The organism is Actinacidiphila cocklensis (assembly GCF_907177275.1).
GTDB lineage: Bacteria > Actinomycetota > Actinomycetes > Streptomycetales > Streptomycetaceae > Actinacidiphila > Actinacidiphila cocklensis.
In genome coordinates, this window is sequence record NZ_CAJSLV010000066.1 from 42,924 (window position 1) to 68,717 (window position 25,794).

The 25,794-nt window shown below is 71.4% G+C and carries 25 protein-coding genes; 14 read left to right on the forward strand and 11 right to left on the reverse strand.

From position 1 onward, the window contains the following. Window positions 1-49: 49 nt before the first annotated feature. The gene (locus NFU81_RS23830) at window positions 50-820 is read right to left on the reverse strand and encodes a GntR family transcriptional regulator (protein ID WP_033171787.1); all 771 of its coding nucleotides are present in this window, start codon (window positions 818-820) and stop codon (window positions 50-52) included. A 318-nt stretch (window positions 821-1,138) separates the two neighbouring features. Between NFU81_RS23830 and NFU81_RS23835 the strand changes: the two genes are divergently transcribed. From NFU81_RS23835 to NFU81_RS23850, 4 genes are read left to right on the forward strand one after another with little or no spacing between them, the layout of a single operon-like run. Beyond that, on the forward strand, window positions 1,139-2,449 hold the full coding sequence (locus NFU81_RS23835; RefSeq protein WP_251493240.1) for an extracellular solute-binding protein: 1,311 nt from the start codon (window positions 1,139-1,141) through the stop codon (window positions 2,447-2,449). 47 nt (window positions 2,450-2,496) lie between these two features. Further along, window positions 2,497-3,498 (forward strand): carbohydrate ABC transporter permease, encoded by a 1,002-nt coding sequence (locus NFU81_RS23840; protein WP_251493242.1) that lies wholly within the window; start codon window positions 2,497-2,499, stop codon window positions 3,496-3,498. Further along, window positions 3,495-4,373, forward strand: a complete 879-nt coding sequence (locus NFU81_RS23845) for a carbohydrate ABC transporter permease (RefSeq protein WP_251493244.1) — start codon at window positions 3,495-3,497, stop codon at window positions 4,371-4,373. The genes NFU81_RS23840 and NFU81_RS23845 overlap by 4 nt, the downstream gene beginning before the upstream one ends. Next, window positions 4,370-5,911: a glycoside hydrolase family 3 protein gene (locus tag NFU81_RS23850; RefSeq protein WP_251493246.1), complete on the forward strand. Its 1,542-nt coding sequence runs from the start codon at window positions 4,370-4,372 to the stop codon at window positions 5,909-5,911. Before NFU81_RS23845 ends, NFU81_RS23850 begins: the two co-directional genes overlap by 4 nt. Window positions 5,912-6,476: 565 nt before the next feature. On the opposite strand, the gene nagB is transcribed toward NFU81_RS23850, so the two are convergent. Beyond that, entirely contained in the window at window positions 6,477-7,262 is a 786-nt protein-coding gene (nagB, locus tag NFU81_RS23855) for a glucosamine-6-phosphate deaminase (RefSeq protein WP_251493248.1), read from the reverse strand. A gap of 186 nt (window positions 7,263-7,448) precedes the next feature. On the opposite strand from nagB, the gene NFU81_RS23860 reads away from it, so the two are divergent. Further along, a complete protein-coding gene (locus tag NFU81_RS23860) occupies window positions 7,449-8,528 on the forward strand; it encodes an SIS domain-containing protein (protein ID WP_251493250.1) in 1,080 nt (359 codons plus the stop codon). 433 nt (window positions 8,529-8,961) lie between these two features. After that, a complete protein-coding gene (locus NFU81_RS23865) occupies window positions 8,962-10,410 on the forward strand; it encodes a sensor histidine kinase (protein WP_251493318.1) in 1,449 nt (482 codons plus the stop codon). Between the two features lie 136 nt (window positions 10,411-10,546). Here NFU81_RS23865 and NFU81_RS23870 read toward each other — a convergent pair whose 3' ends face one another. Together NFU81_RS23870 and NFU81_RS23875 are read right to left on the reverse strand one after the other, a co-directional pair. Continuing rightward, a complete protein-coding gene (locus NFU81_RS23870; RefSeq protein ID WP_031520293.1) occupies window positions 10,547-10,804 on the reverse strand; it encodes a WhiB family transcriptional regulator in 258 nt (85 codons plus the stop codon). A 320-nt stretch (window positions 10,805-11,124) separates the two neighbouring features. Then, window positions 11,125-12,093 (reverse strand): diacylglycerol/lipid kinase family protein, encoded by a 969-nt coding sequence (locus NFU81_RS23875; protein ID WP_251493252.1) that lies wholly within the window; start codon window positions 12,091-12,093, stop codon window positions 11,125-11,127. 48 nt (window positions 12,094-12,141) lie between these two features. On the opposite strand from NFU81_RS23875, the gene NFU81_RS23880 reads away from it, so the two are divergent. Beyond that, entirely contained in the window at window positions 12,142-12,585 is a 444-nt protein-coding gene (locus tag NFU81_RS23880) for a hypothetical protein (RefSeq protein WP_251493254.1), read from the forward strand. Window positions 12,586-12,601: 16 nt separating this feature from the next. Here NFU81_RS23880 and NFU81_RS23885 read toward each other — a convergent pair whose 3' ends face one another. From NFU81_RS23885 to NFU81_RS23900, 4 genes are all read right to left on the reverse strand, one after another. After that, window positions 12,602-13,525 carry an RNA polymerase sigma factor SigF gene (locus NFU81_RS23885; RefSeq protein ID WP_251493257.1) on the reverse strand — a complete coding sequence of 308 codons (924 nt, stop codon included), beginning with the start codon at window positions 13,523-13,525 and terminating at the stop codon, window positions 12,602-12,604. Between the two features lie 269 nt (window positions 13,526-13,794). After that, entirely contained in the window at window positions 13,795-14,208 is a 414-nt protein-coding gene (locus NFU81_RS23890; RefSeq protein WP_033171796.1) for an ATP-binding protein, read from the reverse strand. A gap of 200 nt (window positions 14,209-14,408) precedes the next feature. Next, the gene (locus tag NFU81_RS23895; RefSeq protein WP_251493259.1) at window positions 14,409-14,975 is read right to left on the reverse strand and encodes a GNAT family N-acetyltransferase; all 567 of its coding nucleotides are present in this window, start codon (window positions 14,973-14,975) and stop codon (window positions 14,409-14,411) included. A gap of 55 nt (window positions 14,976-15,030) precedes the next feature. Beyond that, window positions 15,031-16,008, reverse strand: coding sequence for a 1-aminocyclopropane-1-carboxylate deaminase/D-cysteine desulfhydrase (locus NFU81_RS23900; protein WP_251493261.1), 978 nt, complete (start codon window positions 16,006-16,008; stop codon window positions 15,031-15,033). Window positions 16,009-16,068: 60 nt separating this feature from the next. Between NFU81_RS23900 and NFU81_RS23905 the strand changes: the two genes are divergently transcribed. Beyond that, a complete protein-coding gene (locus tag NFU81_RS23905) occupies window positions 16,069-16,986 on the forward strand; it encodes a MurR/RpiR family transcriptional regulator (RefSeq protein ID WP_251493263.1) in 918 nt (305 codons plus the stop codon). A gap of 78 nt (window positions 16,987-17,064) precedes the next feature. Here the strand turns inward: NFU81_RS23905 and NFU81_RS23910 are convergent, their stop codons facing one another. Next, on the reverse strand, window positions 17,065-19,092 hold the full coding sequence (locus NFU81_RS23910; protein WP_251493265.1) for an N-acetylmuramoyl-L-alanine amidase: 2,028 nt from the start codon (window positions 19,090-19,092) through the stop codon (window positions 17,065-17,067). A gap of 191 nt (window positions 19,093-19,283) precedes the next feature. Between NFU81_RS23910 and NFU81_RS23915 the strand changes: the two genes are divergently transcribed. Further along, window positions 19,284-19,736, forward strand: coding sequence for a MerR family transcriptional regulator (locus NFU81_RS23915; RefSeq protein WP_251493267.1), 453 nt, complete (start codon window positions 19,284-19,286; stop codon window positions 19,734-19,736). Next, a complete protein-coding gene (gene trxA, locus NFU81_RS23920; protein ID WP_251493269.1) occupies window positions 19,733-20,077 on the forward strand; it encodes a thioredoxin in 345 nt (114 codons plus the stop codon). Before NFU81_RS23915 ends, trxA begins: the two co-directional genes overlap by 4 nt. A gap of 225 nt (window positions 20,078-20,302) precedes the next feature. Here trxA and NFU81_RS23925 read toward each other — a convergent pair whose 3' ends face one another. Next, window positions 20,303-21,523: an NAD(P)-dependent malic enzyme gene (locus NFU81_RS23925; RefSeq protein WP_251493271.1), complete on the reverse strand. Its 1,221-nt coding sequence runs from the start codon at window positions 21,521-21,523 to the stop codon at window positions 20,303-20,305. 416 nt (window positions 21,524-21,939) lie between these two features. Between NFU81_RS23925 and NFU81_RS23930 the strand changes: the two genes are divergently transcribed. The 4 genes from NFU81_RS23930 to NFU81_RS23945 all read left to right on the forward strand — a co-directional run bounded on the left by NFU81_RS23930 (window position 21,940) and on the right by NFU81_RS23945 (window position 25,442). Continuing rightward, window positions 21,940-22,917, forward strand: coding sequence for an ABC transporter substrate-binding protein (locus NFU81_RS23930; protein WP_251493273.1), 978 nt, complete (start codon window positions 21,940-21,942; stop codon window positions 22,915-22,917). A gap of 82 nt (window positions 22,918-22,999) precedes the next feature. Beyond that, on the forward strand, window positions 23,000-23,869 hold the full coding sequence (locus tag NFU81_RS23935) for an amino acid ABC transporter permease (protein ID WP_422665268.1): 870 nt from the start codon (window positions 23,000-23,002) through the stop codon (window positions 23,867-23,869). Window positions 23,870-23,871: 2 nt separating this feature from the next. Beyond that, complete coding sequence (locus NFU81_RS23940; protein ID WP_274038035.1) at window positions 23,872-24,672, forward strand: amino acid ABC transporter ATP-binding protein; 801 nt, start codon at window positions 23,872-23,874, stop codon at window positions 24,670-24,672. 140 nt (window positions 24,673-24,812) lie between these two features. Then, on the forward strand, window positions 24,813-25,442 hold the full coding sequence (locus NFU81_RS23945; protein ID WP_251493277.1) for a CGNR zinc finger domain-containing protein: 630 nt from the start codon (window positions 24,813-24,815) through the stop codon (window positions 25,440-25,442). Here NFU81_RS23945 and sodX read toward each other — a convergent pair. Further along, window positions 25,346-25,771 (reverse strand): nickel-type superoxide dismutase maturation protease, encoded by a 426-nt coding sequence (gene sodX, locus NFU81_RS23950; RefSeq protein WP_251493279.1) that lies wholly within the window; start codon window positions 25,769-25,771, stop codon window positions 25,346-25,348. The genes NFU81_RS23945 and sodX overlap by 97 nt on opposite strands. Window positions 25,772-25,794: the final 23 nt, after the last annotated feature.

Consider the following 25,794-nt stretch of genomic DNA (forward strand, 5'->3'; position numbering starts at 1 on the left):
GGGAGGTTAGCGGCGGTCGTCACTACCCGTGCACGGATCAGTGGCCGGGTCAGCCGTTCGGGCGGCTGAGCCTGGCCACGAACTTGTAGCGGTCGCCGCGGTAGACCGAGCGCACCCACTCCACCGGTTCGCCGGTGGTGTCGATCGAGTGCCGGGAGAGCATCAGCATGGGCAGGCCGACGTCGGTGCCCAGCAGGCCGGCCTCGCGCGGGGTGGCGAGCGAGGTCTCGATGGTCTCCTCGGCCTCGGCCAGCCGCACGTCGTAGACCTCGGCCAGCGCGGTGTAGAGCGAGACGTACTTGGCCAGGCTGCGGCGCAGCGCGGGGAAGCGCTTGGCGGACAGGTGGGTGGTCTCGATCGCCATCGGCTCGGAGTTGGCCAGCCGGAGCCGTTCGATCCGCAGCACCCGGCCGCCGGCCTTCATGTCCAGCAGCCCGGCGAGCCGGTCGTCGGCGGTGATGTAGCCGATGTCCAGCAGCTGGGACGTGGGTTCCAGGCCCTGGGCGCGCATGTCCTCGGTGTACGAAGTGAGTTGGAGTGCCTGCGAGACCTTGGGCTTGGCCACGAAGGTGCCCTTGCCCTGGATGCGTTCGAGCCGGCCCTCGACCACCAGCTCCTGCAGCGCCTGCCGGACGGTGGTGCGGGAGGTGTCGAACTCGGTGGCCAGGGTGCGCTCCGGCGGGACCGGGGTGCCGGGAGGCATCGTCTGCGTGATGTCCAGCAGGTGGCGCTTGAGCCGGTAGTACTTGGGCACCCGGGCGGTGCGGCCCGCGGCGCCGCCCGCCGTGGTCTCCGCGCTGGTGGCCGCGTCGCTCTCCATGACGTTTACTCCCGACTGCTGTCGTGCTGCCGTCACCGGCTCCTCCGTTGATCGCGGCTCACATGGTGGCACGCGCGGCCCTGCGGGAGAGAGGCGGCGGGGGTGTGGTTCCCCTCAGGTGTCGGTCCGATAACAGAGCCGACGGGTGTTCTTATACACCCTTGACACCCCTAAAGGTCTAGGCCAAGCTCCCGGTACTGGTCTAAACCATTAACGACCAAATCCCAGACCCACGAGCAGGACTCGGCCGACGGTTCTCGTACGGCGGCCGGCAATTCGGGCGGTGGGGGGAGTTTCGGGCATCCTGAGGAGGGTGGCGTGAAGCGCAAGCTCATCGCGGCGATCGGCGTCGCGACCATGATCGTCGGTATCGCGGCGTGTGGATCTGACAAGAAGGACGACGACAAGAAGGCGGACGCCGGTTCGTCGTCGGCCGCTACGACCGACAAGACGATCACAGTCTGGCTGACCGTCGACGCCCAGCACAACTGGCCGGAACTGGTGAAGTCCGCCGACGACGCGATCATCGCCAAGCACCCGGGGCTGAAGGTCAAGCACGAGTACTACGCGTGGCCGGACAAGAACGCGAAGCTGGACGCGGTGCTCGCCACCGACAAGACGCCCGACGTCGTCGAGATGGGCAACACCGAGATGGTGCCCTACATGGCGGAAGGCGCCTTCGCCGAGCTGGACCCCTCGAAGTTCGAGAACTCCGCCCAGTGGCTCGACGGTCTCAAGCAGTCGGTGAACTACGACGGCAAGACCTACGGCGTGCCCTACTACGCCGCCGCCCGTATCGCCTCGTGGCGCAAGGACATCGCGGCCGCGGCCGGTGTCAAGGACACCCCGAAGAACTGGGCCGAGCTGACCGGCGACCTGGACAAGATCCAGGCCAAGGAGGGCGCGAAGTTCAACGCCTGGTACCAGCCCTCGCGTGACTGGTACGCCGGCCTGTCCTTCGTCTACGACGCCGGCGGCGCCATCGCCACCAACGACGGCGGCCAGTGGAAGGGCTCCCTGGAGAGCCCGGCGGCCATCCAGGGCCTGACCGCCTGGAAGAACGCCATCGGCAAGTACATGCACGGCGACCTCACCAAGGACGAGTCCGACCGCTACATCGTCTACGGCCAGGGCAAGTCCGCCATGATCTACGCCCCCGGCTGGGAGGCCCCGTCCGCGGCCGACCCGAAGTTCGACAAGACCGGCGGCAAGCTCAAGGACAACCTGGTCAACTTCGTGATGCCCGGCCCGTCCGGCAAGGCCCTCCCGGTCTTCCTCGGCGGCTCCGACCTGGCCGTGCCGAGCAAGTCGAAGAACACCGACCTCGCGTCCGAGTGGATCAACGACTTCACCAACACCCAGGCGCAGACGACCCTGATGAGCAAGGGCAACCTGCCGAACAACAACACGCAGCTGGCCACCCTGAAGGCCGACCCGGCCAACACGGTCACCGCGACCGCGGCCGAGAGCAGCTGGTTCGTGCCGACCGCGCCCGGCTGGGGCAGTGTCGAGAAGGCGCAGACCCTGCAGACCATGCTGCAGAACATCGCCACCGGCAAGCAGTCCGTCGCGGACGCCGCGAAGGCCGCGGACGCGGCCATGGACAAGGTCCTGAACGTCAAGAACTGACCTAGTCCTCGCACAACAGGAGACCGGGACCGCTAGAGGAGCACGTGATGAGTGCCGCCGATACCACCACCACCCAGGTGCCGCCGCCGCGGCGGCACTCATCACCTCCCGGCCACGGGACCGGGAGAGCCCGGGCCGCCCGGCGCCGCAGGTTCGCCCTGGGGCGCGCGGCCACCCCGTGGCTGCTGCTCGCACCGTGCATCCTGGTGCTGGTGCTCGTCCTGGGCTATCCGCTGATCAAGCTGGGCACCCTGTCCTTCCAGGACTACAAGAAGCCCCAGCTGTGGGGCTTCAAACCGGCCACCTGGGTCGGCTTCGACAACTACCAGGCGATCCTCAGCGACCACGAGTTCTGGTCGGTGGTCGTCAGGACCGTGCTGTTCGCCGGCAGCGCGGTGATCCTCACCATGGTCATCGGCATGCTGGTCGCCCTGCTGCTGCAGCGGGTCTCCGGCTGGGTCCGCACCCTGGTGAACATCGCGCTGGTGGCCAGCTGGGCGATGCCCGTGGTCGTCGCCGTCACCGTCTTCAAGTGGATGTTCGACAGCGACTACGGCGTCGTGAACTGGACGCTGAGCCAGCTGCCCGGCGTCGACTACACCGGCCACAACTGGTTCGCCTCGGGACCCCAGGGCCTGAGCGTGATCATGCTCCAGGTGGTGTGGGGGGCGATCCCGTTCGTGGTGATCACCCTCAGCGCCGGCCTCACCCAGGTCCCCAAGGAACTGGAGGAGGCGGCCAGGCTGGACGGCGCCGACGCCTTCGGGGTCTTCCGCTACGTCACCCTCCCGATCATCAAGCCGCTGGTCGTCATGATGACGACCCTGTCGGTGATCTGGGACATGGGCGTCTTCGCCCAGGTGTGGCTGATGCGCGGCGGCCACCCCGAACCGGAGTTCCAGCTGCTCACCACCTATTCGTACGAGAAGGCCTTCGGCGTCAACGACTACGCCACCGGTTCCGCCATCGCACTGCTCACCGTGCTGCTGCTGCTCGGCGTGGTCGCGGTGTACATGCGGCAGATGCTGAAGATCGGAGAGGTGGAATGAGCGCGCTGACCTCGCGGCCGACCGCCGACAACCGCCTGAACGCGGTGAACCGCCGTCGGCGCAACGCCAAACGGGGCTGGAACCTGCTGGGCCTGCTGGTCTTCGTGCTGGCCGCCTTCCCGGTCTACTGGATGATCAATACGGCCTTCAAGCCGGCCAAGGACTCCATCGACCCCACTCCGCACTTCTTCCCGTGGCCGGTGTCGCTGGAGAACTTCCACCGCGCCCTGAACATCAGCGACTTCTGGGGACCGGTCGAGCGCAGCCTGATCGTCAGCGCCAGCACCGTGGTGATCGGCGCGTTCATCGGCCTGCTCGCGGCGCTCGCGATCTCCCGGTTCGCCTTCCGCGGCCGCAAAATCGTCATCGTCGGCATCCTGACCGTCCAGATGGTGCCGCTGGTCGCGATGATCATCCCGGTCTTCCTGCTGCTCAACCAGATCCACCAGATCGACAAGCTGTCCGGCCTGGTCCTGACGTACCTGACGTTCGTGCTGCCCTTCACCGTCTGGACGCTGCGCGGCTTCATCGTCAACATCCCCAAGGAGCTGGAAGAGGCCGCCATGGTGGACGGCTGCAGCCGCACCGGCGCCTTCATCCGGGTGGTCTTCCCGCTGCTGGCCCCCGGCCTGGTCGCCACCTCCATCTACGGCTTCATCCAGGCCTGGAACGAGTTCCTCTACGCCCTGCTGGTCATGAGCCAGGACCACCAGACGGCGACCGTGTGGCTGGGGACGTTCACCACCCAGCACGGAACCGAGTACGCGCCGATGATGGCCGGGTCCACCATGATGGGCATCCCCGTGGTGATCCTGTTCCTGCTCGTCCAGCGCAAGATGGCCGCCGGCCTCACGGCCGGGGCGGTGAAGGGATGACCGTCATTTCCACCGACACGCCTGCGGACCTCCTGGTCCGCGACGCGCTGACCGTCCTGCAGCCCGGCTTCGTCGGCACCACAGCGCCCGAGTGGCTGCTGCGGCAGCTCGCCGCGGGCCTCGGCGCGGTGGCGCTGTTCGCCCGCAACATCGAGTCGCCCGAGCAGCTGGCCGCGCTCACCGCCGAGCTGCGGGCGGTACGCCCCGACGTCCTGGTCGCCGCCGACGAGGAGGGCGGCGACGTCACCCGCCTTGAGGCGCGCGGCGGTTCGTCCTTCCCCGGCAACCTCGCGCTGGGCGCGGTCGACGACGTGAAGCTGACCCGCTCGGTCGCCGCGGAACTGGGCCGCCGGCTCGCCGAGTGCGGGGTGAACCTCAACTGGGCGCCGTCCGCGGACGTCAACTCCGACCCGGGCAACCCGGTGATCGGCGTACGGTCCTTCGGCGCCGACCCCGAACTGGTGGCCCGCAACACCGCCGCCTACGTCGAGGGCCTGCAGTCCGCCGGGGTCGCCGCCTGCGTCAAGCACTTCCCCGGGCACGGCGACACCGCCACCGACTCGCACCATGCGCTGCCGCGTATCGACGTCGACCTCACGACCCTGCACACGCGTGAACTCGTGCCGTTCCGGGCCGCGTTGGCCGCGGGCACGAAGGTCGTGATGAGCGCGCACATCCTGGTGCCCGCGCTCGACCCCGACCTGCCCGCGACGCTCAGCCCCGCCGCGCTCACCGGCCTGCTGCGCGCCCCGCGCGAGGCCGGCGGCCTCGGCTACGACGGCCTCATCGTCACCGACGGCATCGAGATGCAGGCGATCGCTGCCACCTACGGCATCGAGCGCGGCACCGTCATGGCGCTGGCCGCCGGCGCCGACGCGATCTGCGTCGGCGGCGGCCTCGCCGACGAGCAGACCGTGTACGCGCTGCGCGACGCCATCGTGACCGCGGTCGACAGCGGCGACCTGCCGCGCGAGCGGCTCGCCGACGCGGCGGCCCGGGTCCGCGAGCTGGCCGCGTGGGCGGCCGGGCAGTCGGGTGCAGCGGTGGGGACCGCACCCGACGGCTTCGGCTCCGCCTCCGAGATCGGCCTGGAAGCCGCCAGGCGGGCGCTGCGGATCACCCGCGCGCCCGGCTTCGCGGCCCTGGACGAGGCGCCCTACGTGGCCGCGTTCACGCCGGTGGCCAACATCGCGGTCGGCGAGGACACGCCGTGGGGCGTGGCGGCGGAGCTGGAACGGCTGCTGCCCGGCACCGAGACGGCGACCTTCCGCTCCGCGGACGCGGAGGGCGGGGACTTCGTCGCCGGTGTGCTCGCCGCCGCCGGTACGCGGCGGATCGTCGCCGTGGTGCGGGACGTGCACCGGCACGCATGGATGGCCGACGCGCTCGGCGGCCTCGTGGCCGCGAGGCCCGACACGGTGGTCGTCGAGATGGGCGTGCCCCAGGCTCCGCCGAGCGGTGCGCTTCACGTGGCGACCCACGGTGCCGCCCGCGTCTGCGGCGAAGCCGCAGCCGAGGCCATCGTCTCCGCCCGCTGACCCCCTCCCGGGGCGCCCCCCGGGACCCCGGCCCCTCGCCCTCCCGGCGGGGGGCCTTGCCGTGCCGCTACGGGCGTGTCACGTGCGATGGCGCCCGCGGCTGCCGCCCGGTGGCGGGCCACTCGCGGTGGCGTTCGCGGGTGCTGGATACGTGGGAGCCGTCTTCCGCAGCCGGTACCGCCCGCTGCCTCACTGCCGCCGGCTCGCCTCCGGGCGCTTCCATCCGGTGTCGACGGTCGATCGTGCTCGGTCGCTCGTCCTCAGGACCTCCGCGCCCCCCCGGAGCTTCGCCTGGGGAGACCCCCATCCCTTTCGACACCGCCGCGCCCTTCGGCTCCCCGGCTACCGGCGAACCCGGGACGGTTCTCCGGCGTGCCCGGCAGCATGCCGGGGAGCCCCCTGCCGCGAGGGTGAGCGTTTTTCAGGGGCGCAGGTCCGCCCCCAGCCACGACACGGCCGCAGGTAGGCGATGCACCGCCAGGGGCAGGACCTCAGGGTGCGGCCGGCCCCCACCGGGCCGCGGGTGGGACGGCACCGGAAGGGCCGGGCAGGGCCTGGGAGGGGCTTACAGACCCTGCCAGGCGGGCTTGGCCGCGTACGTGGCCCTGAAGTACGGGGCGAGCTTGAGCTTCGAGGCAGCCGCCTCGTCGACGATCACCGTGGCGTGCGGGTGGAGTTGGAGCGCGGAGGCCGGGACGACCGCGGCGACCGGTCCCTCGACCGTCGCCGCGACGGCCTCCGCCTTGCCCTCACCCGTGGCGAGCAGCACCAGGTGCCGGGCCTCCAGAATCGTTCCGATGCCCTGGGTGATGACGTGGTGCGGCACGGCCTCGATGTCGCCGCCGAAGAAGCGGGCGTTGTCCACCCGGGTCTGCTCGGTGAGCGTCTTGATCCTGGTGCGGGAGGCGAGCGACGAGCAGGGCTCGTTGAAGCCGATGTGCCCGTCCGTACCGATGCCGAGCAGCTGGAGGTCCACCCCGCCGGCCGCCGCCAGCGCGGCGTCGTACGCGTCGCAGGCGGCCTGCACGTCCTCCGCGGCACCGTCGGGACCCATGAAGGCCTCCGGCGACAGCCCGAGCGGCTCCACGACCTCGCGCAGCACGACGGAGCGGTACGACTCGGGGTGTCCCGTGGGCAGCCCCACGTACTCGTCCAGCTGGCACACCCTGGCCCGCGAGACGTCCACCGCACCGGCCCGCACCCTGGCGGCGAGCGACTGGTAGACGGGCAGCGGCGTCGATCCGGTGGCCACGCCGAGGAGCGCGTCCGGCTTGCGGTGGAGCAGCTTGGCCATGGCCTCCGCGATGATGTCGCCGCCTGCCGCGGCGTCCGGGACGATGACAACTTCCACGCTGGGCCTGCCGTTCTGGAAAGGATGAGTGTGGTATAGACCAATCTACCAGGTGGGCGGCGGCCTGAAGAGGGCAACCCCGGCCCTCTTCCGCGCGCGGGCGGCCGGGTCCTGTGGTCGACTGTTGGAGTGCTCCGGGCAGCGGCGGACGGCCCTGTCCGGGTGGGCGGGATGGAGGCGGTGGCCATGGTGGGCAGCACGCGGTCCCCGGTGCGCGGCGGCGAGCGGCCGGGCGCGATCATGGCCGGCGAGATGGCCGAGCAGCCCGAGGTGATGCGGCGCATCCTGGACGTCGCGGCCCCCGCGATCATCGCGACGGCCCGCGGCATCGCCGACCGCGAACCCCGCTTCGTCCTGCTCAGCGCCCGCGGCACCTCCGACCACGCGGCGCTCTACGCGAAGTATCTGATCGAGGTCGAGCTGGGCCTGCCCTGCGGGCTGACCTCGATGTCCACCACCACCGCCTACGGGGCGACCCCGCATCTGAACGACGTCCTGGTGATCACGGTCAGCCAGTCCGGCGGCTCGCCCGACCTGATCGGGTCGACCGAGGCGGCCAGGGCGGCCGGCGCGATCACCCTGGCGGTGACCAACAACCCGGAGTCGCCGCTCGCCGAGGTCTCGGAGTTCCACATCGACCTGCTGGCAGGCCCGGAGAAGGCGCTGCCGGCCACCAAGACGTACACGGCCGAGCTGCTGGCCCTCTACCTCTTCGTGATGGGCCTGGGCGGCACGAAGGCCGCCCCCGCCACGCACCGCCTGCCGCGGCTGGCGGAGGAGGTGCTGGCCCGCGGCGACGAGGTACGCGAGCTGGCCGGCCGCTACCGCTTCGCCGAGCGGATGGTGATCACCTCGCGCGGCTACGGCTACCCCACGGCCAAGGAGGCGGCGCTGAAGCTGATGGAGACCAGCTACATCCCGGCGCTCGCCTATTCCGGTGCCGACCTGCTGCACGGCCCGCTGGCCATGGTGGACAACATCTCGCCGGTGATCGCGATCGTGACGGAGGGGCGCGGCGGGGAGGCGCTGCAGCCGGTGCTCGACCGGTTGCGCGGACGCGGGGCGGATCTGGTCGTGGTCGGCCCCCAGCGGCAGGTCCGTGCCGCGGCGGGCGGCTTCGCGCTGCCCACGGCGGATGTGCCCGAGTCCCTCCAGCCGCTGCTGGAGATCCTGCCCCTCCAGCAGCTGGCCTGGGAGATCGCCGTGGCCCGCGGCCAGGACCCCGACTCCCCCCGAGGCATAGCCAAGATCACGGAGACCCACTAGGGCCTAGTCCCCCCGGGTGCCCCGTCGTGCCGCCCGGCCACGTCCGGGAACCGTCCCGGGTTCGCCGGTGGCCGGCGGCGATGAGGCAGAAAACACTTCGGGCCGCGGTGCCGGGAGAGGACCCTCAGCCTCTCCAGCACCGCAGCCCGGAGCTGGCGTCGGCGCCGTGGCCGGCGGGGTGTGCGGTCCCCGCGGACCCGTTAGGGCCGACTGCGAGGCGGCTGCGTAGTCAGGGCAGAGAACGCACCGCCTCGGTCCGCGCTCCTGTGCGGGGAGCCCGGAGGTTCATGATGGCGCCATTGTGGACTAGACCATTGGCCCGTGTAAATGGCTGAGCCACGGATTTCGTGCCGGGCCTGAACAAAGTGTGCCCGCAAACGGCGCGTCGCGCACCCCCCTGGAGCCTGCGGGTACGCTCGCAGGCGTGCCCTCCATGAACGACCTCGTACGCGAGCACACCGCGCTCGACGCCTCCGACCTCGAATGGCTCCACCTACTGGTCTCGGAGTGGCAGCTGCTCTCCGACCTCTCCTTCGCGGACCTCGTGCTGTGGGTGCCCACCCGGGACGGCTCCCGCTACGTCTCGGTGGCCCAGATGCGGCCGAACACCGGGCCGACCTCGTACCAGGACGACATGGTCGGGCACCTCGTCCCGCGCGGCCGGCGGCCGCTGCTGGACGCCGCGCTCGACGAGGGGCGGATCGTCCGCGAGGGCGACCCGGAGTGGCGCGAGGAGGTGCCGGTGCGGGTGGAGTCCATCCCGGTGCGCCGGGACGGCCGGGTGCTCGGGGTGATCGCCCGCAACACCAACCTGCTGACCGTCCGCACGCCCAGCCGGCTCGAACTGACCTACCTGCAGAGCGCCAGCGACCTGGCCCAGATGATCGCGGCCGGCGCCTTCCCCTTCCCTGCCGAGCAGGTCGACATGGACGCCTCGCCGCGGGCCGGCGACGGGCTGATCCGGCTGGACGCCGACGGCATCGTGCAGTACGCCAGCCCCAACGCGCTGTCCGCCTACCACCGGCTCGGCCTGGCCGCCGACCTGGTCGGGCACCACCTCGGCAAGGCCACCGCCGAACTCGCCCCGGCCCGCGGCCCGGTGGACGAGGCGCTGGTCAAGCTGGCCAGCGGCTGGGCGCCGCGGGAGTTCGAGGTCGAGGGCGGCGACGGCGTCATCCAGCTGCGGGCCATCCCGCTCAAACCCAAGGGCGTGCACACCGGCTCCCTGGTGCTGCTCCGGGACGTGACCGAACTGCGGCGCCGCGAGCGCGAGTTGATGACCAAGGACGCCACCATCCGGGAGATCCACCACCGGGTGAAGAACAACCTCCAGACGGTCGCCGCGCTGCTGCGGCTGCAGGCCCGCCGGATGGACTCCGACAAGGCCCGTGAGGCGCTGGAGGAGGCGGTACGCCGGGTCGGCTCGATCGCCATCGTCCATGAGACGCTGTCCCAGACGCTGGACGAGCGGGTCGAGTTCGACGAGATCGCCGACCGGGTGCTGGCGATGGTCGCCGAGATCTCACCCGGCCGGGTCACCGCCCGGCGGGCCGGCCGGTTCGGCATCCTCACCGCGGAGATCGCCACCCCGCTGTCCATGGTGCTCACCGAGCTGCTGCAGAACGCGCTCGAACACGGCTTCGGGCCGGGGGAGTCGGGCAGCGTCGACATCACCGCGACCCGCGGCCGGGAGCTGATCACGATCACCGTCCAGGACGACGGCCGCGGCCTGCCGCCCGGCTTCGACGCCCAGCAGGCCGGCAACCTCGGCCTGCAGATCGTCCGCACCCTGGTGGTCGGGGAGTTGGGCGGCACCTTCGACATGCTGCCCGCCCCGGTCCGCGGCACCCGGGTGATCCTCGAACTCCCGCTCGACAGCTGACCGTTCACCCGGAAGCACCGGCTGACAGCAGGCACGCGAAAGCCCCCGTACCGTTGCTGGTACGGGGGCTTTCGGATGCTGCGTGCTGCGCGTGTGACAGGTGCTGCGCGCTGCGGCTCGGTGGGAAGGCTGCGCGTCAGGCGCTGGCGTTGCGGGCCCGGTTGCGGGCGGCGCGGCGCTTCATTGCGCGACGCTCGTCCTCGCTGAGGCCACCCCAGACACCGGCGTCCTGGCCGCTCTCCAGCGCCCACTGCAGGCACTGCTCCATGACGGGGCAGCGGCGGCAGACGGCCTTGGCTTCCTCGATCTGCAGCAGCGCAGGACCGGTGTTGCCGATGGGGAAGAAGAGCTCGGGGTCTTCCTCGCGGCAAACGGCGCGGTGACGCCAGTCCATGGCTGCTCCAACTCCTTGTGTGACAAGCACGTTGCTTGTGAATGTGAACGCTTTCACGAATCCCTTCACAGCGAACGGGACGCCACCCAGTCTTCACTGGTGCAGTCCCGCTGGTGTGAGGTGGAAGATTCGGGCTCTCAAGGGGGCCGGTTGGTCGGCCGTCCCGATCGCCACCTAGAGACTCGCAAACCTCGGCGGGAGATACAACCCCTTCAGGAAACTTTTTTTTGATTCCTCGGTGTCGCCTCGATCACAGCCGTACTTCCATGGGGTGCAGGGCAGCCTAAACGTTCGAGTAAAAGGACTTTAGGCTCTTCGACTTACACAATCACACGCAGTGCCCGGCGTACGCCTGTGAAGGTCGCGCTCGTACGCAGCCCCAGATGGTCACCGTCCACCTGGAAGGGCAGTGCAGCCTGCGATTGCAAGGTGAAGTCCGTCAGATCGTGCAGCGTCAGGGTGTGCTTGCCCCGCGGCCCCCGCTCCGGAGTGGAGCGGAGCAGTTGCGCCGCATAGCGCGTACCGGACAAGGTGGACATCTTGCTGACGCCCAGCAGGTCAAGCGCGGTGTCGAAGGATGCCTCGGGAGAGGCGTAGACGGGACGGTTGCCCAGATATGTCCAGGGTGCGGTGTTGCAGACTATCGCCGTCGCCAGGCCCGCCACCGGCTCCTCGTCGGGGCGCTGCAAGGTGATCGTGCCGTGCCTGCGGTGCGGGTCGGCGATGAACTGCCGGGCCACCTGGCGCAGATACAGCGCATGCGTCGAACGCTTGCCCAACTCCCGCTGCTGCTCCACCCGTCCGACCACGCCGGCGTCGAAGCCCAGGCCGGCGCAGAAGGTGAACCAGCGGTCGGGCACCCCCTCGTCCTCGGTGCCGGGAGTGCCGCTCACCAGGCCCAGGCCCACCGTCCTCGACGACCCGGCGCGCAGCGCGTCCAGCAGGGCGCCGGTGGCCTCCACGGCGTCGTTGGGCAGGCCGAGGGCGCGGGCGAAGACGTTCGTCGAGCCGCCGGGGACCACCGCGAGCTGCGGCAGGGTGTCCGGGTCGGGACCCCGGTGCAGCAGGCCGTTGACGATCTCGTTGACGGTGCCGTCGCCGCCGAGCGACACCACCAGCTCGACCTCGCCGCCCTCCGCCGCCCGGCGGGCCAGGTCCCGCGCGTGCCCGCGGTACTCGGTGGTCGCGACCGTCAGCTTCAGATCACTGGCCAGTGCGGTGCTGATCACATCACGCACCCGCGCGCTGGTGGTGGTCGCGGCGGGATTGACGACGAGAAGAGCGCGCATGACCGATAGCGTACCTACGGTTTTTCGCATCGGGCTACGCTGAGTGGTGTGAGCCAGAGCCCCCACGACCCTTCGCCCGAGCCTTCCGCGGCCGCCCAGCCGGTGGCGGAGGCCCTCTCCGCGGCCCCGACCCCGCGGATTCTCGCAGCGGCGGCCATCGCCGGCCTCGAAGGGCTCGCGGTCGCCGCGTGGGGCGTGACGATGTTCTTCACCGACAGCGACAACGCGGTTCTCGCCGGGCTGACGGTGCTGGTGCTCGCGGCGGTGCCGCTGGCGGCCGCGTACGGGCTGACGAAGCTGCGGCGCTGGAGCCGCGGCCCCGCGCTGGTCATGCAGCTGCTGGCGCTGCCCGTCGCCTGGACGATGCTGCACTCCTCGGGAGCGGTGGTGGGCGGCGGGGCCTTCCTGGGCGTCCTCGCCCTGGCCGGCCTCGCCCTGCTGGTCCACCCGACCACCACGGACGCCCTCGGCGCCCGCCGCACCACCACATAGGCCCCTCGGCGAGGGGCTACTCCTCGATCAGCAGCTTGTCGCGCAGCTGCGCCAGCGTGCGCGCCAGCAGCCGGGAGACGTGCATCTGCGAGATGCCGACCTCCTGGGCGATCTGCGACTGCGTCATGTTGCCGAAGAAGCGCAGCAGCAGGATCGTCTTCTCCCGCGGCGGCAGCTGTTCGAGCAGCGGCTTGAGGGACTCGCGGTACTCGACGCCCTCCAGCGCCTCGTCCTCGGAGCCGAGGGTGTCCGCGACGGCCGGCGACTCGTCGTCGGTGTCGGGGACGTCCAGCGACAGCGTGCTGTACGCGTTCGCCGACTCCAGGCCTTCGAGGACCTCCTCCTCCGAGATCTTGAGGTGCTCCGCCAGCTCGTGGACGGTCGGGGCGCGGCCGTGCCGCTGGGACAGCTCGCCCGTCGCGGTGGTCAGCGCGAGCCGCAGCTCCTGGAGCCGGCGCGGCACCCGTACCGCCCAGCCCTTGTCACGGAAGTGGCGTTTGATCTCGCCGACGACCGTCGGCGTGGCGTAGGTGGAGAACTCCACCCCCCGGTCCACGTCGAAGCGGTCCACCGACTTGATCAGCCCGATGGTGGCGACCTGGGTGAGGTCGTCGAGCGGCTCGCCGCGGTTGCGGAACCGCCGGGCCAGGTGCTCCACCAGCGGCAGGTGCATCCGGACCAGCTGGTTGCGCAGCTCGGCCCGCTCGGGCGAGCCCTCGGGGAGCCGGTGCAGCTCGACGAAGAGCGCCCGCGCGCCCGCCCGGTCGTGCGGGTCGTGCGCCGCCGGGTGCTCCTCGGCCTGTTCCTCGGCCTGCTGCTCGGCTTGCTTCCCGGCCGGCGGCTCGTCGTGCTGCCGGTCCGCCGGCTGGTCCGGCTGCTGCTCCATCGTCTTCGCCTGCTCCGCAGCGTCCATTGCGTCCCTAGGGGTCTGCCCGCCCATAGGCTCGGGATGGGGCCTGGCCGCGTCGCCTGCCGCAGTCGGCCGCCCGGCAGGACCCGCAGGGTCCGGCTGGGCGGGTACGGAGGCGCGACCGCGCGCCGCGGGCACGTTGTGCTCCGCGGGTGTGCCGGGGTTATCCCCCCGGGACAGCTCAGCACTCATGGCGATTCCCCGTCTTCCTGCACGGTTGTACCGTCACCGGGCCGCAGGTGGACCGGGACACGCTGACCCTGACGGCGTCGGCGGTGGCTCCGCCCCGCCCGCGAGCTTCACGACAGCCCTGGAACGGCGCCGCGCTTCTTGTGCAGACTGATGCTGACCGTCTTGTCCTCGGCGACGGTGGAGTCCACCTCGCCGGCCAGTGCGGAGAGCACCGTCCAGGCGAAGGTGTCGCGCTCCGGCGCCCGGCCGTCGGTCGTGGGCGCCGCGACGGTCACCCACAGCGAATCCCCGACCAGCCGGAACACGCAGCTCAAAACGCTGCCGGGCACCGCCTGCTGCAACAGGATCGCGCACGCCTCGTCGACGGCGATCCGCAGATCCTCGATTTCGTCGAGGGTGAAGTCCAGCCGGGCCGCGAGACCGGCCGTGGCCGTCCGCAAGACCGACAGATACGCCCCCGCCGCGGGCAGCCGGACCTCGACGAAGTCCTTCGACCCGGGCTCGCCTGCGCTCTGGGACACCCTCACCTCCAAGGTGGCACACAGTGATTGCTCTGGTTCGCAGCGACGCTATCGCGATCCGCGCCCTGATGTCGCCCGGACGGAGGACGGTCGCACCCATGGGCGAACCGGTCCGCGGGCGTTTCAGGGACGGTGAGCGATCCCGTCCTGTCACCCATGGTAAGCGCACGGGCACGGACCGTGGGTAGCACTCCGAGGTCTCAATTCGCATGCGAATTCGTCCGGTTGTCCGACCGGCCGGCCGTCAGGACCGCTCCCGGCGCGCTGACGTCGCCCTTTCCACCCTGCACCGTCTGCGCGGCCAGCGCCGCGAGGGCGGAACCGGTCAACCGCTGCACCGTCCACTCGTCCTGCGGCCGGGCGCCGATGGCGCGGTAGACGCCCAGCGCCTTCTCGTTCCAGTCCAGCACCGTCCACTCGAAACGCGACCAGCCGCGTTCCACGCAGATCGCCGCGAGCGCGGCCAGCAGCGCCTTGCCGTGGCCGGCGCCGCGCGCCTGCGGGCGTACGTAGAGATCCTCCAGATACAGCCCGGCGGTGCCGGTCCAGGTGGAGAAGTTGCGGAACCACAGCGCGAAGCCGGCCGGCTCCCCGGTGGCCTCGTCGGTCGCGATCAGCGCGTGGGCGACCGGGTCGGGGCCGAACAGCGCGGTGCGCAGCTGCTCCTGCGTCGCCCTGGCCTCGCTCAGCGCCCGCTCGTAGTCGGCGAGTTCGCGGATCAGGGCGTGCAGGACCGGCAGGTCGGCGGGGGTCGCGGGGCGGATCATGCCACCAGGTTACGTTCGGGTGATGTGACGGGCGTAAGGGGCGCACGGGGGCACGTCATCCGGTGATCACCGCCGCCACCCGGGTGCCGGGCGGGAAGGTGCCGGCGCCGGCCAGCGTCACCACGCCGTGCAGCATCTTCGCCACGTAGACCTTCTCCGGGTCCAGGCCGTGCCGCCGGCCGAAGTCCGCGGCGAACTCGTCGAGCGCCGGGCTGGTCCTGGCGAAGCCGCCGTGGTGGAAGCGGTCGTCGAGCCGCCAGCGGCCGCGGCGCCCCCCGAACGCCTCCTGCTGCAGCCGCAGCACGTCGGCGGCCAGGAACGCGCCCCCGCGCAGCACCGGGAAGCCGATCGCCTCGGCGCACTCCGGCCGCCCGGGGCCGTCCGCCAGGCCCGCGGCCAGCCCCGCCAGGGTGCCGCCCGTACCGCAGGCCACCGCCACCACGTCAGCGGCGCCGCGCAGCTCCCGGCCCAGGTCGGCGCACCCCGCGGCGGCCGCCGCGTTCGACCCGCCCTCCGGCAGGACGTACGCGCGGCCGTGCCGGGCGAGCAGTGCGGCGAGCACGTCGGGCTCGGCCTTGCGGCGGTACGTCGCCCGGTCGACGAAATCCAGCCGCATGCCGTCGGCCGCGGCCACCGACAGCGAGGGGTTGAGCGGGCGGGCGGCCAGCTCCTCGCCCCGCACCACCCCCACCGTGCGCAGGCCCAGCAGCCGGCCGGCCGCGGCGACCGCCCGCAGGTGGTTGGAGTAGGCGCCGCCGAAGGTGAGCAGCGTGTCGTGGCCGGCCTCCACCGCGGCGGCCAGATTCAGCCGCAGCTTGCGGAACTTGTTGCCCGGCAGATCCGGGTGGACGAGGTCGTCCCGCTTCAGCAGCAGCCTCACCCCGTGCCGCTCCAGCCGCTCGTCGGCGACCTCGGTCAGCGGCGACGGCGGCTGCGGTTCCAGGAGTGACGGCGCGGCACACACGCGTCCATTGTCACCCGGATGTGTGACAACAGCCGGGTGGGGCGGCCGATCGGCGGTGCACTTGTCCATGAGGCGGGAATCTTCACCGGCGGGTCCCAGAAGGGCGTTTGGCGGTGCATGCTTTGTGGCGTGTACCAAATAGTCCAGGAGTCACCGACCGACCGATCATGGGACGCCACTGCGCCCAGTGACTCGGCCGACGCGCTCACCGCCATGGTGCGGGGGCTGCTGCCCTCGCTCACCCCCGCCGCCGCCCGGATCGCCTCCCTCATCGTGGAGGACCCGGCGCAGGTGGCCCGCAGCACCATCTCCGAGTTGAGCGCGCTCGCCGGGACCAGCGAGTCGTCGATCGTGCGGACCGCTCGCGCGCTCGGCTTCGCCGGCTACCCCGAGCTGCGGCTCGCGCTGGCCGCCGCCGCCGCGCGGCAGGCGCCGCGATCCGAGCTGAGCTCCGGCATCACCCCCGAGGACTCGGCGGCCGAGGTCATCGGAAAGATCGTCCACACCGAGTCGCAGGCCGTCCAGGAGACCGCGAGCCAGCTCGATCCCGCCGAGCTGGACGCGGCCGTCAGAGCCGTATGCGGCGGCGGGCAGCTGCACATCGCGGGAGTCGGCGCCTCGGGCCTGGTCGCCCAGGACCTCCAGCAGAAGCTGGCCCGCATCGGGCGCCCGTGCCACGCGCACGGCGACTCGCAGTCCGCGCTCACCAGCGCGGTGCTGCTGGGTCCCGGCGACGTCTTCCTCGCGGTGTCGCACTCCGGCGAGAGCCGCGACGTGCTCGAACCGCTGCGGCGGGCCGCCGCCGAGGGCGCCACCACCGTGGTGATCACGAACCACCCGCTGTCGACGGCCGCACGGCTGGCCGACCACGTGCTGGTCTCCGCGGGCCGCGAGACGACCTTCAGGCCGGGGGCCATGGCGTCCAGGATCAGCCAGCTCGTCGTGGTCGACTGCCTGTTCGTCTGCGTGGCGCAGCGGACCTTCGACAGGTCGAGCCGCGCCCTGCGCCTGACCCACCAGGCCCTGGAGAGCGACCGCCCCGGCTAGGGCAGGTCCCCGCGCCCCTTCCGGCGTGCCCCCTGTGCGCAGGCACGCCCTCGGGGGCGCGGGTCGACCGGGATCAGGTCAGGAGGCCGACGGGACCACGTCGACGTCCGCGGCGTTCACGAACGCCATCCGGTGGTTGTAGACGATCTCGTACACCTTCGTCGTCCCGACGAAGTCGTGCTGGTCGTAGGGGGCCGAACCGTCGTAGTAGATCGCGAAGTAGGAGTCCGTGGCGACCGCGGGGCCGGCCGCGACGTAGGACTGGCCGGCCGGGATGGAGTACTTGGCGCGGGCCAGCTGGCGGCGCGGGGCGGTGCCGCCCTCGAAGGCGACGAAGTCCGCCGGGTAGACCGACGCCTCGGGGTAGGCCGTGGTGTAGACGGGGATGGACGCGGCGCCGGCCTTGGGCACGATGCGGGCGGCCCGCACCGGGACCGTCGCGGGGTGGGCGGGGGAGTCCTGGAGCCAGGCCTCGGTGCCGCCCCACCAGATCGCCGTCCAGCCGGGCACCCGGTCGGCGACGACGTACCGCTCGCCCGCCGGGGCCTTGTCGCCCCAGTCGTTCATGGCGCTGGTCCCCGCGGAGCCGTTCGGGTGCAGGTACGGGTCGGCGACCAGCGGCGCCGAGGTGCTGGGCGCGGTGTACAGCGGCACGAAGGAGGCGGGCGCGTCCTGGGAGGCCGCCGGGCAGTCGAAGCTGCGGTACGGGCCGGGGAACTGCTTGTAGCCCTGCACGTCGTCGCAGTACGTCGTGGACTGCGGGTTGTGCGCGTAGCCCGGCTTGATCGCCACGACGTCGCTGCCCGCCGGCGCGGTCGCCCTGATCGGCGCCCCGAGCAGGTCGAAGAAGTGCTCCCAGTCCCAGCCCGGCCCCGGGTCCCAGTGCTGGGTGGCGACGCCGGACTCGGTGCCGCCCGGGATGTTGTCGTGGCCGAGGATGTGCGCGCGGTCCAGTGGGATGTCGTACTTCGCGGCCAGGTAGCGCACCAGCGACGCCGTGGAGCGGTAGAGGTTCTCGCTGAACCAGGCGGCGCCGTGGGTCGCCCAGCCTTCCTGCTCGATGCCGATCGAGTGCTGGTAGAAGGACCGGTTGGCGCTGTCCCAGGCGATGTCCTTGGTCGGGATCATCTGGGTGACGTGGCCGTCCTGCGAGCGGACGACGTAGTGCGCGCCGGCCGCGTAGGTCGGGTCGTTGAAGAGGTCGAGGGTGCCGTCGTAGGTCTCGTCGGTGCTGTGCAGGGTGATGTAGCGGATGTCCAGGCCGCCGTTGGGGCGGTCGGCGAGGTCGTGGCTGCCGTAGTCGGCGAGGTCCGACGGGTCGAGCAGGGTGTAGGCGCCGGGGACGACGTCGCAGTGCAGGGAGGCCGGGCACTCCGCGGGGGTGCTGCTCCGGGGCGGGGTCACCTCCTTCAGGCCCAGCTTGCGGACGTCGCCGCGGTCCGGGTGCAGGCGGCCGACCGGCGGCAGGGTGACCAGCTGGCCGTCGGCGGTGGTGCGGGTGGCGCCGGCGGCCATGGTGGACCACACGCCGTCGGCGAAGGCCTGCGCGACCTTGTCCTCGGTGGACTGGCTGTAGCGGGCCGCGGCGGCGTACCAGCCGTCGGTGGTGCGCGGCAGGCGGCCGTGGCCGTAACCCTTCGCGTACGAGGCGAGCAGGGCCGCGCCGCCGCGGATGTTCTGCGCCTCGTCGCCGGTGACGTCCGCGGTGGCCGCGCCCAGCAGCTGGGCGGCGGCCGCCGCGGTGTGCTCTGCGGGGGCGGTGAGCAGGGGGGCGTAGCGCGGCGACTGGGTGCTGAGCCCGTCCGCGTCCAGCGTGGCCGCGGTCAGGTCCGTGAGGTTCATCGGGCCGTACCCCGCCTCGGCGTTGGGCTGCCCGGCGTGCGCCTCCCAGCGGGTCTCGTAGTACGACACCGCTTGAAGTACGGGCAGCGGTACGCCGAACTCCCGTGCCGCCGAGGTGAATTCCGCCTGCCGTGCGGCCTGCGGGTCGGCGGCCCGCGCCGCGCCGGCGCTGACGGCGGTCATGGAAAGGCCGGCCAGCAGGGACAGGGCGGCGGCCAGCGTCAGGGTGCGCCGGTGGCGGGTGGGTCCGTTCGGGCGGTGCATTCAGGCTCCTCGCGTTGCGGGGGTGCGTGCATGGAGAGAAGTGCTGGGCGCAGCCTGCCGAGACCGGCTGGAAGTTAGCAACTCCCGGCGCGTAAATCCTGAAAGTTTTTGCCAACCCCTGGTCCCGGCCCCGGACTCCGCGCGAAAAAGGGCTGGCCCTGACGCGTACGTCAAGGTCTACCGTCGTCGGTATGCGCATCGGCGAACTCGCGGAACGCGCCGGCACCACGCCGCGAACGCTCCGCTACTACGAATCCCTCGGCCTGCTGCCGCCGGCCGACCGGGCGGGCAACGGCTACCGCAGCTACGGCGAGGAGCACCTGCGGATGCTGGAGCAGATCCGCACCCTCCAGGAGTACGGCTTCGGCCTGGAGGAGACCCGGCCGTTCGTGGAGTGCCTGCGGGCCGGGCACCCGGCGGGGGACACCTGTGCCGCCTCACTCGCGGTCTACCGCAGCAAGCTCGCGGAGATCGACGCCTGGACGGCCCGCCTGACCGCGGTACGGGCCGAGGTCGCCGCCCAGCTGCTGCGGGCGGAGCGCGAGGCGGGCGCTGAAGCGGGCGCCGACGCGGAACCGCTGTGCGAACTGACCGCCGTCCTGGCCGAGGCCGGGCGGCCCGACGAGGGGACTCCGCCGCAATGACCACGAACGCCGGCACCACGAGTGCCGTACCGACCGTGACCGACGCCACCTTCGCCGCCGAGGTGCTGGCCGCCGACCTGCCCGTGCTGGTCGACTTCACCGCCACCTGGTGCCCGCCCTGCCGCATGATCGCCCCGGTCCTGGAGGAGATCGCGGTGGAGGAGGCGCACCGGCTGCGGGTCGTCCAGCTCGACGTGGACACCAACCCGGCCACCCAGGCCGCCTACGGCGTGATGTCCATGCCGACGCTGCTGCTCTTCAGGGCGGGCGAGCCGGTCAAGGTCATGGTCGGCGCCCGCCCCAAGCGCCGGCTGCTGCAGGAGCTGGCCGAGGTGGTGTGACGCGCGCGTCCCCGGCGGGCCGGGCCGCCGGCCCCGGAAAGCGGGGAAGCACCTCCGCTCGCCGGTACGGGGGGCCGGGCGAACGGAGGTGCTTCATACCCGGCGTCGGCCGGGCAATACATATGAGCGTTGGGACGGCGCGAATGTGACGGCATCTGATGTGACGCTCGTCACATGAAGGCCGCGGCGGCCGGTGCCCGGCGGGGCACCGGCCGTTTGCGCAGGTCAGCGCCGGGCGACGCCTTCCGCGCGGGCGGCGGCCGCGACTGCCGCGGTCACCGCGGGGGCGACCCGGGCGTCGAAGGGCGACGGGATCACGCGGTCCGCGCTCAGCTCGTCGGCCACCACGTCGGCCAGCGCCGCGGCCGCGGCGAGCTTCATGCCCTCGGTGATGGCCGAGGCGCGCACCTGGAGGGCACCGGCGAAGATGCCGGGGAAGGCCAGCACGTTGTTGATCTGGTTGGGGTAGTCGCTGCGCCCGGTGGCGACGACCGCCGCGTGGCGGTGCGCGACCTCCGGGTGGACCTCGGGGGTCGGGTTGGCCATCGCGAAGACGAAGGAGCCCTCCGCCATCGAGGCGACCGCCGGTTCGGCGACCGTCCCGCCGGACACCCCGATGAAGACGTCGGCGCCGGCCATCGCCGACTCCAGCGAGCCGGTCAGGCCCGCCTTGTTGGTGTACGACGCCAGTTCCCGCTTGACCGGGTTGAGGTCGTCGCGGCCCTCGTGGACCACGCCCTTGCGGTCGGTGACCGCGACGTCGCCGATGCCCGCCTCGACCAGGATCTTGGCGATGGCGACCCCGGCCGCGCCGGCGCCGGAGATGACCGCGCGCAGCGAGCCCAGCTCACGGCCCGTCAGTTTCGCGGCGTTGCGCAGCGCCGCGAGCGTGACGACCGCGGTGCCGTGCTGGTCGTCGTGGAAGACCGGGATGTCCAGCCGCTCCACCAGCCGCCGTTCGATCTCGAAGCAGCGCGGCGCGGAGATGTCCTCCAGGTTCACCCCGCCGAAGGACGGCGCGAGCCTGACCACGGTCTCCACGATCTCGTCCACGTCGGTGCAGGCCAGCGCGATCGGCACCGCGTCGACCCCGCCGAACTGCTTGAACAGGATCGCCTTGCCCTCCATCACCGGCAGTGACGCCTCGGGCCCGATGTCGCCCAGCCCCAGCACCGCGGTGCCGTCCGTGACGACGGCGACGACCTGGGACTTCCAGGTGTAGTCGTGCACCAGTTCGGGCTTGTCCGCGATGGCGGTGCAGACCTCGGCCACGCCGGGCGTGTACGCCAGGGACAGGTCGGCGGCGTCGCGCACCGGAACGGTGGAGGCCATCTCCATCTTGCCGCCGCGGTGCAGTGCGAACACCGGATCGAGGGGGAGGTCGTCCGTCCCCCCGTCGGTACCGCCGGTGCCGTCGATCCGCGGATTCACGATCTCCGTTGCCACTTGTGACCCCTTTGTCATGGTTGAGGGAGATTACTCGCCCCGGGGGCGGGGCGAGATGGGCTCGGCGTCCGCGTCGCCCGAGACGAGTGAGCGAAGAGGCGGACAGGGACGCCTGGTGCGCCGCACGCGCACCGGCCCCGGATGAGGGGTGAAGGAAACTGTTCTACCGGATCTCTGTTTCGGGACGGGAAAACGACTCGACCCGTACCGCCCGGCATAGCCCCATCGTGGTCCAGCCGTGGTGTGCCGGCCCGAAGGGAGCCCGGGGATCGCCCGTTATCCGATTTTGACACAACGGGCATCCCGGTCGGTGCTGTCCGGATGGCAAGATGCACAGATCACACACGGTGGCGGTACTCGAAGGCGTGTGCCAGGTCCACCAGCACGACACCTCACCTCTTCAGGAGGACACAGCGATGACCGTACGCACGACCAGGCGTACCACCGCCCTTTCCCGGCTCAGCGCGGTCGCCGCCGTGGCGGTCGCCGGCACCCTGGTGCTCACCGGGTGCGGCGACCAGACAAAGAAGGACGACGCACCCTCGCCGAGCGGCAGTGCGGCGGGCGCGGGCAGCGCGACGACCAGCGGCGCAGCCGACACGCTGTTCTCCAAGCTGCCGCAGAAGTACCAGGACTCCAAGGTCATCCAGGTCGGCACCGACGCGTCCTACGCGCCGATGGAGCAGACCGTTGACGGCAAGATCGTCGGCATCGACCCGGACCTGGGCGCCGCGCTCGGCGAGAAGCTGGGGGTGACCCTCAAGTTCACCAACGGCAAGTTCGACGGGCTCATCACCTCGCTGCAGACGGGCCGTTCCGACATCGTGATGTCCGCTATGAGCGACACCAAGGCCCGCCAGGGCGGACTGGACGACAAGGGCAAGAAGATCGGCACCGGCGTCGACTTCGTGGACTACTACAACTCGGGCTCCTCGCTGCTGGTGCAGAAGGGCAACCCCAAGGGCGTCAAGTCGCTCGACGACCTGTGCGGCCAGACCGTCGCCGTGCAGCGCGGCACGATCTACGAGGACGCCTTCAAGAAGCAGAAGACCACCTGCGGCAGCAAGGGCCTGACGATCCAGGCGTTCGACACCGACGCCGAGGCGCAGACCCGGGTCAAGGCCGGCGGCGCGGTCGCCGACCTCAACGACACCCCGGTCGCCGCCTACATCGCCCAGACCTCGGGCAAGGGCGCCGACTTCGAGGTGGCCGGCGCCCCGTCGGACGCCGGGCCGTTCGGCATCGCGGTGAGCAAGGACGCCACCCAGCTGCGGGACGCGCTGAAGGCAGCCATGGACGCGATCGTCGCGGACGGCACCTACACCAAGATCCTGCAGAAGTGGAACGCCACCACCGGCGCGGTCACCACCGTCGCGATCAACGGCGGCTCGTGACGTGAGCGACACCGAGGCCGGCCGTACCCCGGAAGGTACGGCCGGCCCCTCACAGGCGGCCCCCGCCAGCCCCTACGAGGCGATCCGGGCCATTCCGGTACGCCACTACGGCCGGTGGGTGGCCGCCGTCGTGGTGGTCGTGCTGCTGGGCTGGCTGGCGTACGGCTTCTCCCAGGGCAAGATCATCTGGAGCACGGTCGGCGACAAGCTCTTCGACCACACCGTGCTGACCGGCGTGTGGCACACCGTGCTGATCTCGGTCTGCGCGATGGCCATGGGCCTGGTGCTCGGCGTGCTGTTCGCGGTCATGCGGCTGTCCAGGAACCCGGTGACCGGCGCGGTCTCCTGGCTGTACATCTGGTTCTTCCGCGGTACCCCGGTCTACGTCCAGCTGCTGATGTGGTTCAACCTCTCGCTGATCTTCCACACGATCAACCTGGGGCCGATCTACAAGAACGACACCGTCGCCGTGATGACCCCGTTCGTGGCCGCCCTGCTGGGCCTCGGCCTCAACGAGGGCGCCTACATGGCGGAGATCGTCAGGGCCGGCATCCAGTCGGTGGACGAGGGCCAGACCGAGGCGTCGCACGCGCTGGGCATGACCGGTGCGCAGACCATGCGCAGGATCGTCCTCCCGCAGGCGATGCGGGTGATCATCCCGCCGACCGGCAACGAGTTCATCAACATGCTCAAGACCTCGTCGCTGGTCTCGGTCGTGCAGTACTCGGAACTGCTGCGCGCGACCTCCGACATCGGCATCAGCTCCAACGCGATCATGGAGATGTACTTCGTCGCCTCGATCTGGTACCTGGTGCTGACCAGCGTGTTCAGCGTCGGCCAGTTCTACCTGGAGCGGCGTTACGCCCGCGGCTCGCTGCGGTCGCTGCCGCTGACCCCGTGGCAGAAGGTCAGGGCGAACCTGACGACCCTGCGCCGACCGAAGGTGGCCTGATCATGAGCACTCCCGACATGACCAAGCCCGTGGCCGGCGGTGTCGAGCCGATGGTCAGGGCGGAGAACGTCCACAAGTCCTTCGGCGCCGCGCACATCCTCAAGGGCATCGACCTGGAGGTCGCACCGCGTGAGGTGTGCTGCCTGATCGGTCCCTCGGGCTCGGGCAAGTCCACCTTCCTGCGCTGCATCAACCACCTGGAGCAGATCAACGCCGGGCGGCTGTGGGTGGACGGCGACCTGGTCGGCTACCGGCAGCGCGGCGACCGGCTGCACGAGCTGCGCGACCGCGAGGTCGCCGCCAAGCGGCGCGACATCGGCATGGTCTTCCAGCGCTTCAACCTCTTCCCGCACATGACCGCGATCGAGAACGTCATGGAGGGACCGGTCCAGGTCAGGCGGGAGAGCAAGGCCGTCGCCCGGGAGCGGGCCGCGGCGCTGCTGGACCGGGTCGGGCTCGCCGACAAGGCGGGCAGCTACCCCTCCCAGCTGTCCGGCGGCCAGCAGCAGCGGGTCGCCATCGCCAGGGCGCTGGCCATGGAGCCCAAGCTGATGCTCTTCGACGAGCCGACCTCCGCGCTCGACCCCGAGCTGGTCGGCGACGTGCTGGACGTGATGCGCGGCCTGGCCGAGGACGGCATGACCATGATCGTGGTCACCCACGAGATGGGCTTCGCCCGCGAGGTCGGCGACGCGCTGGTCTTCATGGACGACGGAATGGTCGTCGAGTCCGGCCACCCCCGGGAGGTGCTGGGCAACCCGCAGCACGAGCGGACCAGGGCCTTCCTGTCCAAGGTGCTGTGACCGTGCGGGCGGACCCGGGCGCAGCGGCCCTGCCCGCCGGCACCGCGGCGCCCGCGTACGCCGCTCCGGTAATAGCCTGGACTCCTATCCGGCTGTTACCGGGGCCGGGCCTTACCCCGTAAAGGACCAAGAGGACCACTGTGGATCTGGCCTACTACTCGGACTATGCCGTGCGCCTCGTCAACAGCGAGGAACCACTGCGCGGCACCGACTCGCTGACCTCGGTCGAGGCGGTACGGGAGCTGTTCGGCCCCGCCTCGCACGCCGGGTCGCGCGCCGTCGAGGCCGACGTGCCCCGGCTGCGTGCGGTGCGCACCAGGCTGCGCGGGGTGTTCGAGGCGGCCGACGAGGCGGACGAGGTACGGGCGGTCGACCTGCTCAACGCGCTGCTGCTGGAGTTCCCCGTCAGCCCGCAGATCTCCGGGCACGACCACCTCGACGCCACCGGGCGCCCCGACTGGCACATGCACCTGGCGGAACAGGCCGCGAACGCCACCGCCGGCTACTCGGCCACCGCCTGCATGGGCCTGGCCTTCCAGCTGACCACGCTCGGCGTGGACCGGCTCGGCATCTGCGAGGCCGCGCCCTGCCGCAACGCCTACGTCGACACCTCGACCAACAGGTCCCGTCGCTACTGCTCCGACCGCTGTGCCACCCGCGCCAACGTGGCCGCCTACCGGGCGCGCAAGCGCCTGGAGAGCGACCGGTCGGGCCGCAGCGGCCGCACGCAGGACGCCGCCCAGGACGCCACCCCGGCCACCGACCGCTGAAGCTCGCGCGGCGGCCGGAAGCGCCCCCTGGCCCGCGCCAGCACCATGTCGTCCGGCACGGTGCCGAACTCCCTGCTGTCGTTCTCCACGAACGTGTTGTCGCCCAGCACCCACCAGCCGCCCTCGCGGCGCTCCACCGCCCGCTTCACGATCAGCAGGTCCTGCTGCAACGGGTGTTTCAGGACCACGACGTCCCCCTCGCGCACCAGCTCGGCGCCGCTGCTGATCTTCTGGATCAGCAGCCAGTCCCCGTGCAGCAGCGTGGGTGCCATCGACGGACCAGTGACCTCGACCAGCTGCCACGACGGCCTGGCCCCCTGCTCCCGCATGAACGCCTCCTGGTTCGTTCCGC

Bases quoted from the DNA above. Each gene is read 5' to 3' on its own strand.
- NFU81_RS23830 (WP_033171787.1), bottom strand. From the start codon at position 820: ATGGAGAGCGACGCGGCCACCAGCGCGGAGACCACGGCGGGCGGCGCC.
- NFU81_RS23840 (WP_251493242.1), top strand. From the start codon at position 2,497: ATGAGTGCCGCCGATACCACCACCACCCAGGTGCCGCCGCCGCGGCGG.
- NFU81_RS23845 (WP_251493244.1), top strand. From the start codon at position 3,495: ATGAGCGCGCTGACCTCGCGGCCGACCGCCGACAACCGCCTGAACGCG.
- NFU81_RS23850 (WP_251493246.1), top strand. From the start codon at position 4,370: ATGACCGTCATTTCCACCGACACGCCTGCGGACCTCCTGGTCCGCGAC.
- NFU81_RS23860 (WP_251493250.1), top strand. From the start codon at position 7,449: ATGGTGGGCAGCACGCGGTCCCCGGTGCGCGGCGGCGAGCGGCCGGGC.
- NFU81_RS23865 (WP_251493318.1), top strand. From the start codon at position 8,962: ATGAACGACCTCGTACGCGAGCACACCGCGCTCGACGCCTCCGACCTC.
- NFU81_RS23870 (WP_031520293.1), bottom strand. From the start codon at position 10,804: ATGGACTGGCGTCACCGCGCCGTTTGCCGCGAGGAAGACCCCGAGCTC.
- NFU81_RS23875 (WP_251493252.1), bottom strand. From the start codon at position 12,093: ATGCGCGCTCTTCTCGTCGTCAATCCCGCCGCGACCACCACCAGCGCG.
- NFU81_RS23885 (WP_251493257.1), bottom strand. From the start codon at position 13,525: ATGGGCGGGCAGACCCCTAGGGACGCAATGGACGCTGCGGAGCAGGCG.
- NFU81_RS23895 (WP_251493259.1), bottom strand. From the start codon at position 14,975: ATGATCCGCCCCGCGACCCCCGCCGACCTGCCGGTCCTGCACGCCCTG.
- NFU81_RS23900 (WP_251493261.1), bottom strand. From the start codon at position 16,008: ATGGACAAGTGCACCGCCGATCGGCCGCCCCACCCGGCTGTTGTCACA.
- NFU81_RS23910 (WP_251493265.1), bottom strand. From the start codon at position 19,092: ATGCACCGCCCGAACGGACCCACCCGCCACCGGCGCACCCTGACGCTG.
- NFU81_RS23915 (WP_251493267.1), top strand. From the start codon at position 19,284: ATGCGCATCGGCGAACTCGCGGAACGCGCCGGCACCACGCCGCGAACG.
- trxA (WP_251493269.1), top strand. From the start codon at position 19,733: ATGACCACGAACGCCGGCACCACGAGTGCCGTACCGACCGTGACCGAC.
- NFU81_RS23930 (WP_251493273.1), top strand. From the start codon at position 21,940: ATGACCGTACGCACGACCAGGCGTACCACCGCCCTTTCCCGGCTCAGC.
- NFU81_RS23940 (WP_274038035.1), top strand. From the start codon at position 23,872: ATGAGCACTCCCGACATGACCAAGCCCGTGGCCGGCGGTGTCGAGCCG.
- sodX (WP_251493279.1), bottom strand. From the start codon at position 25,771: ATGCGGGAGCAGGGGGCCAGGCCGTCGTGGCAGCTGGTCGAGGTCACT.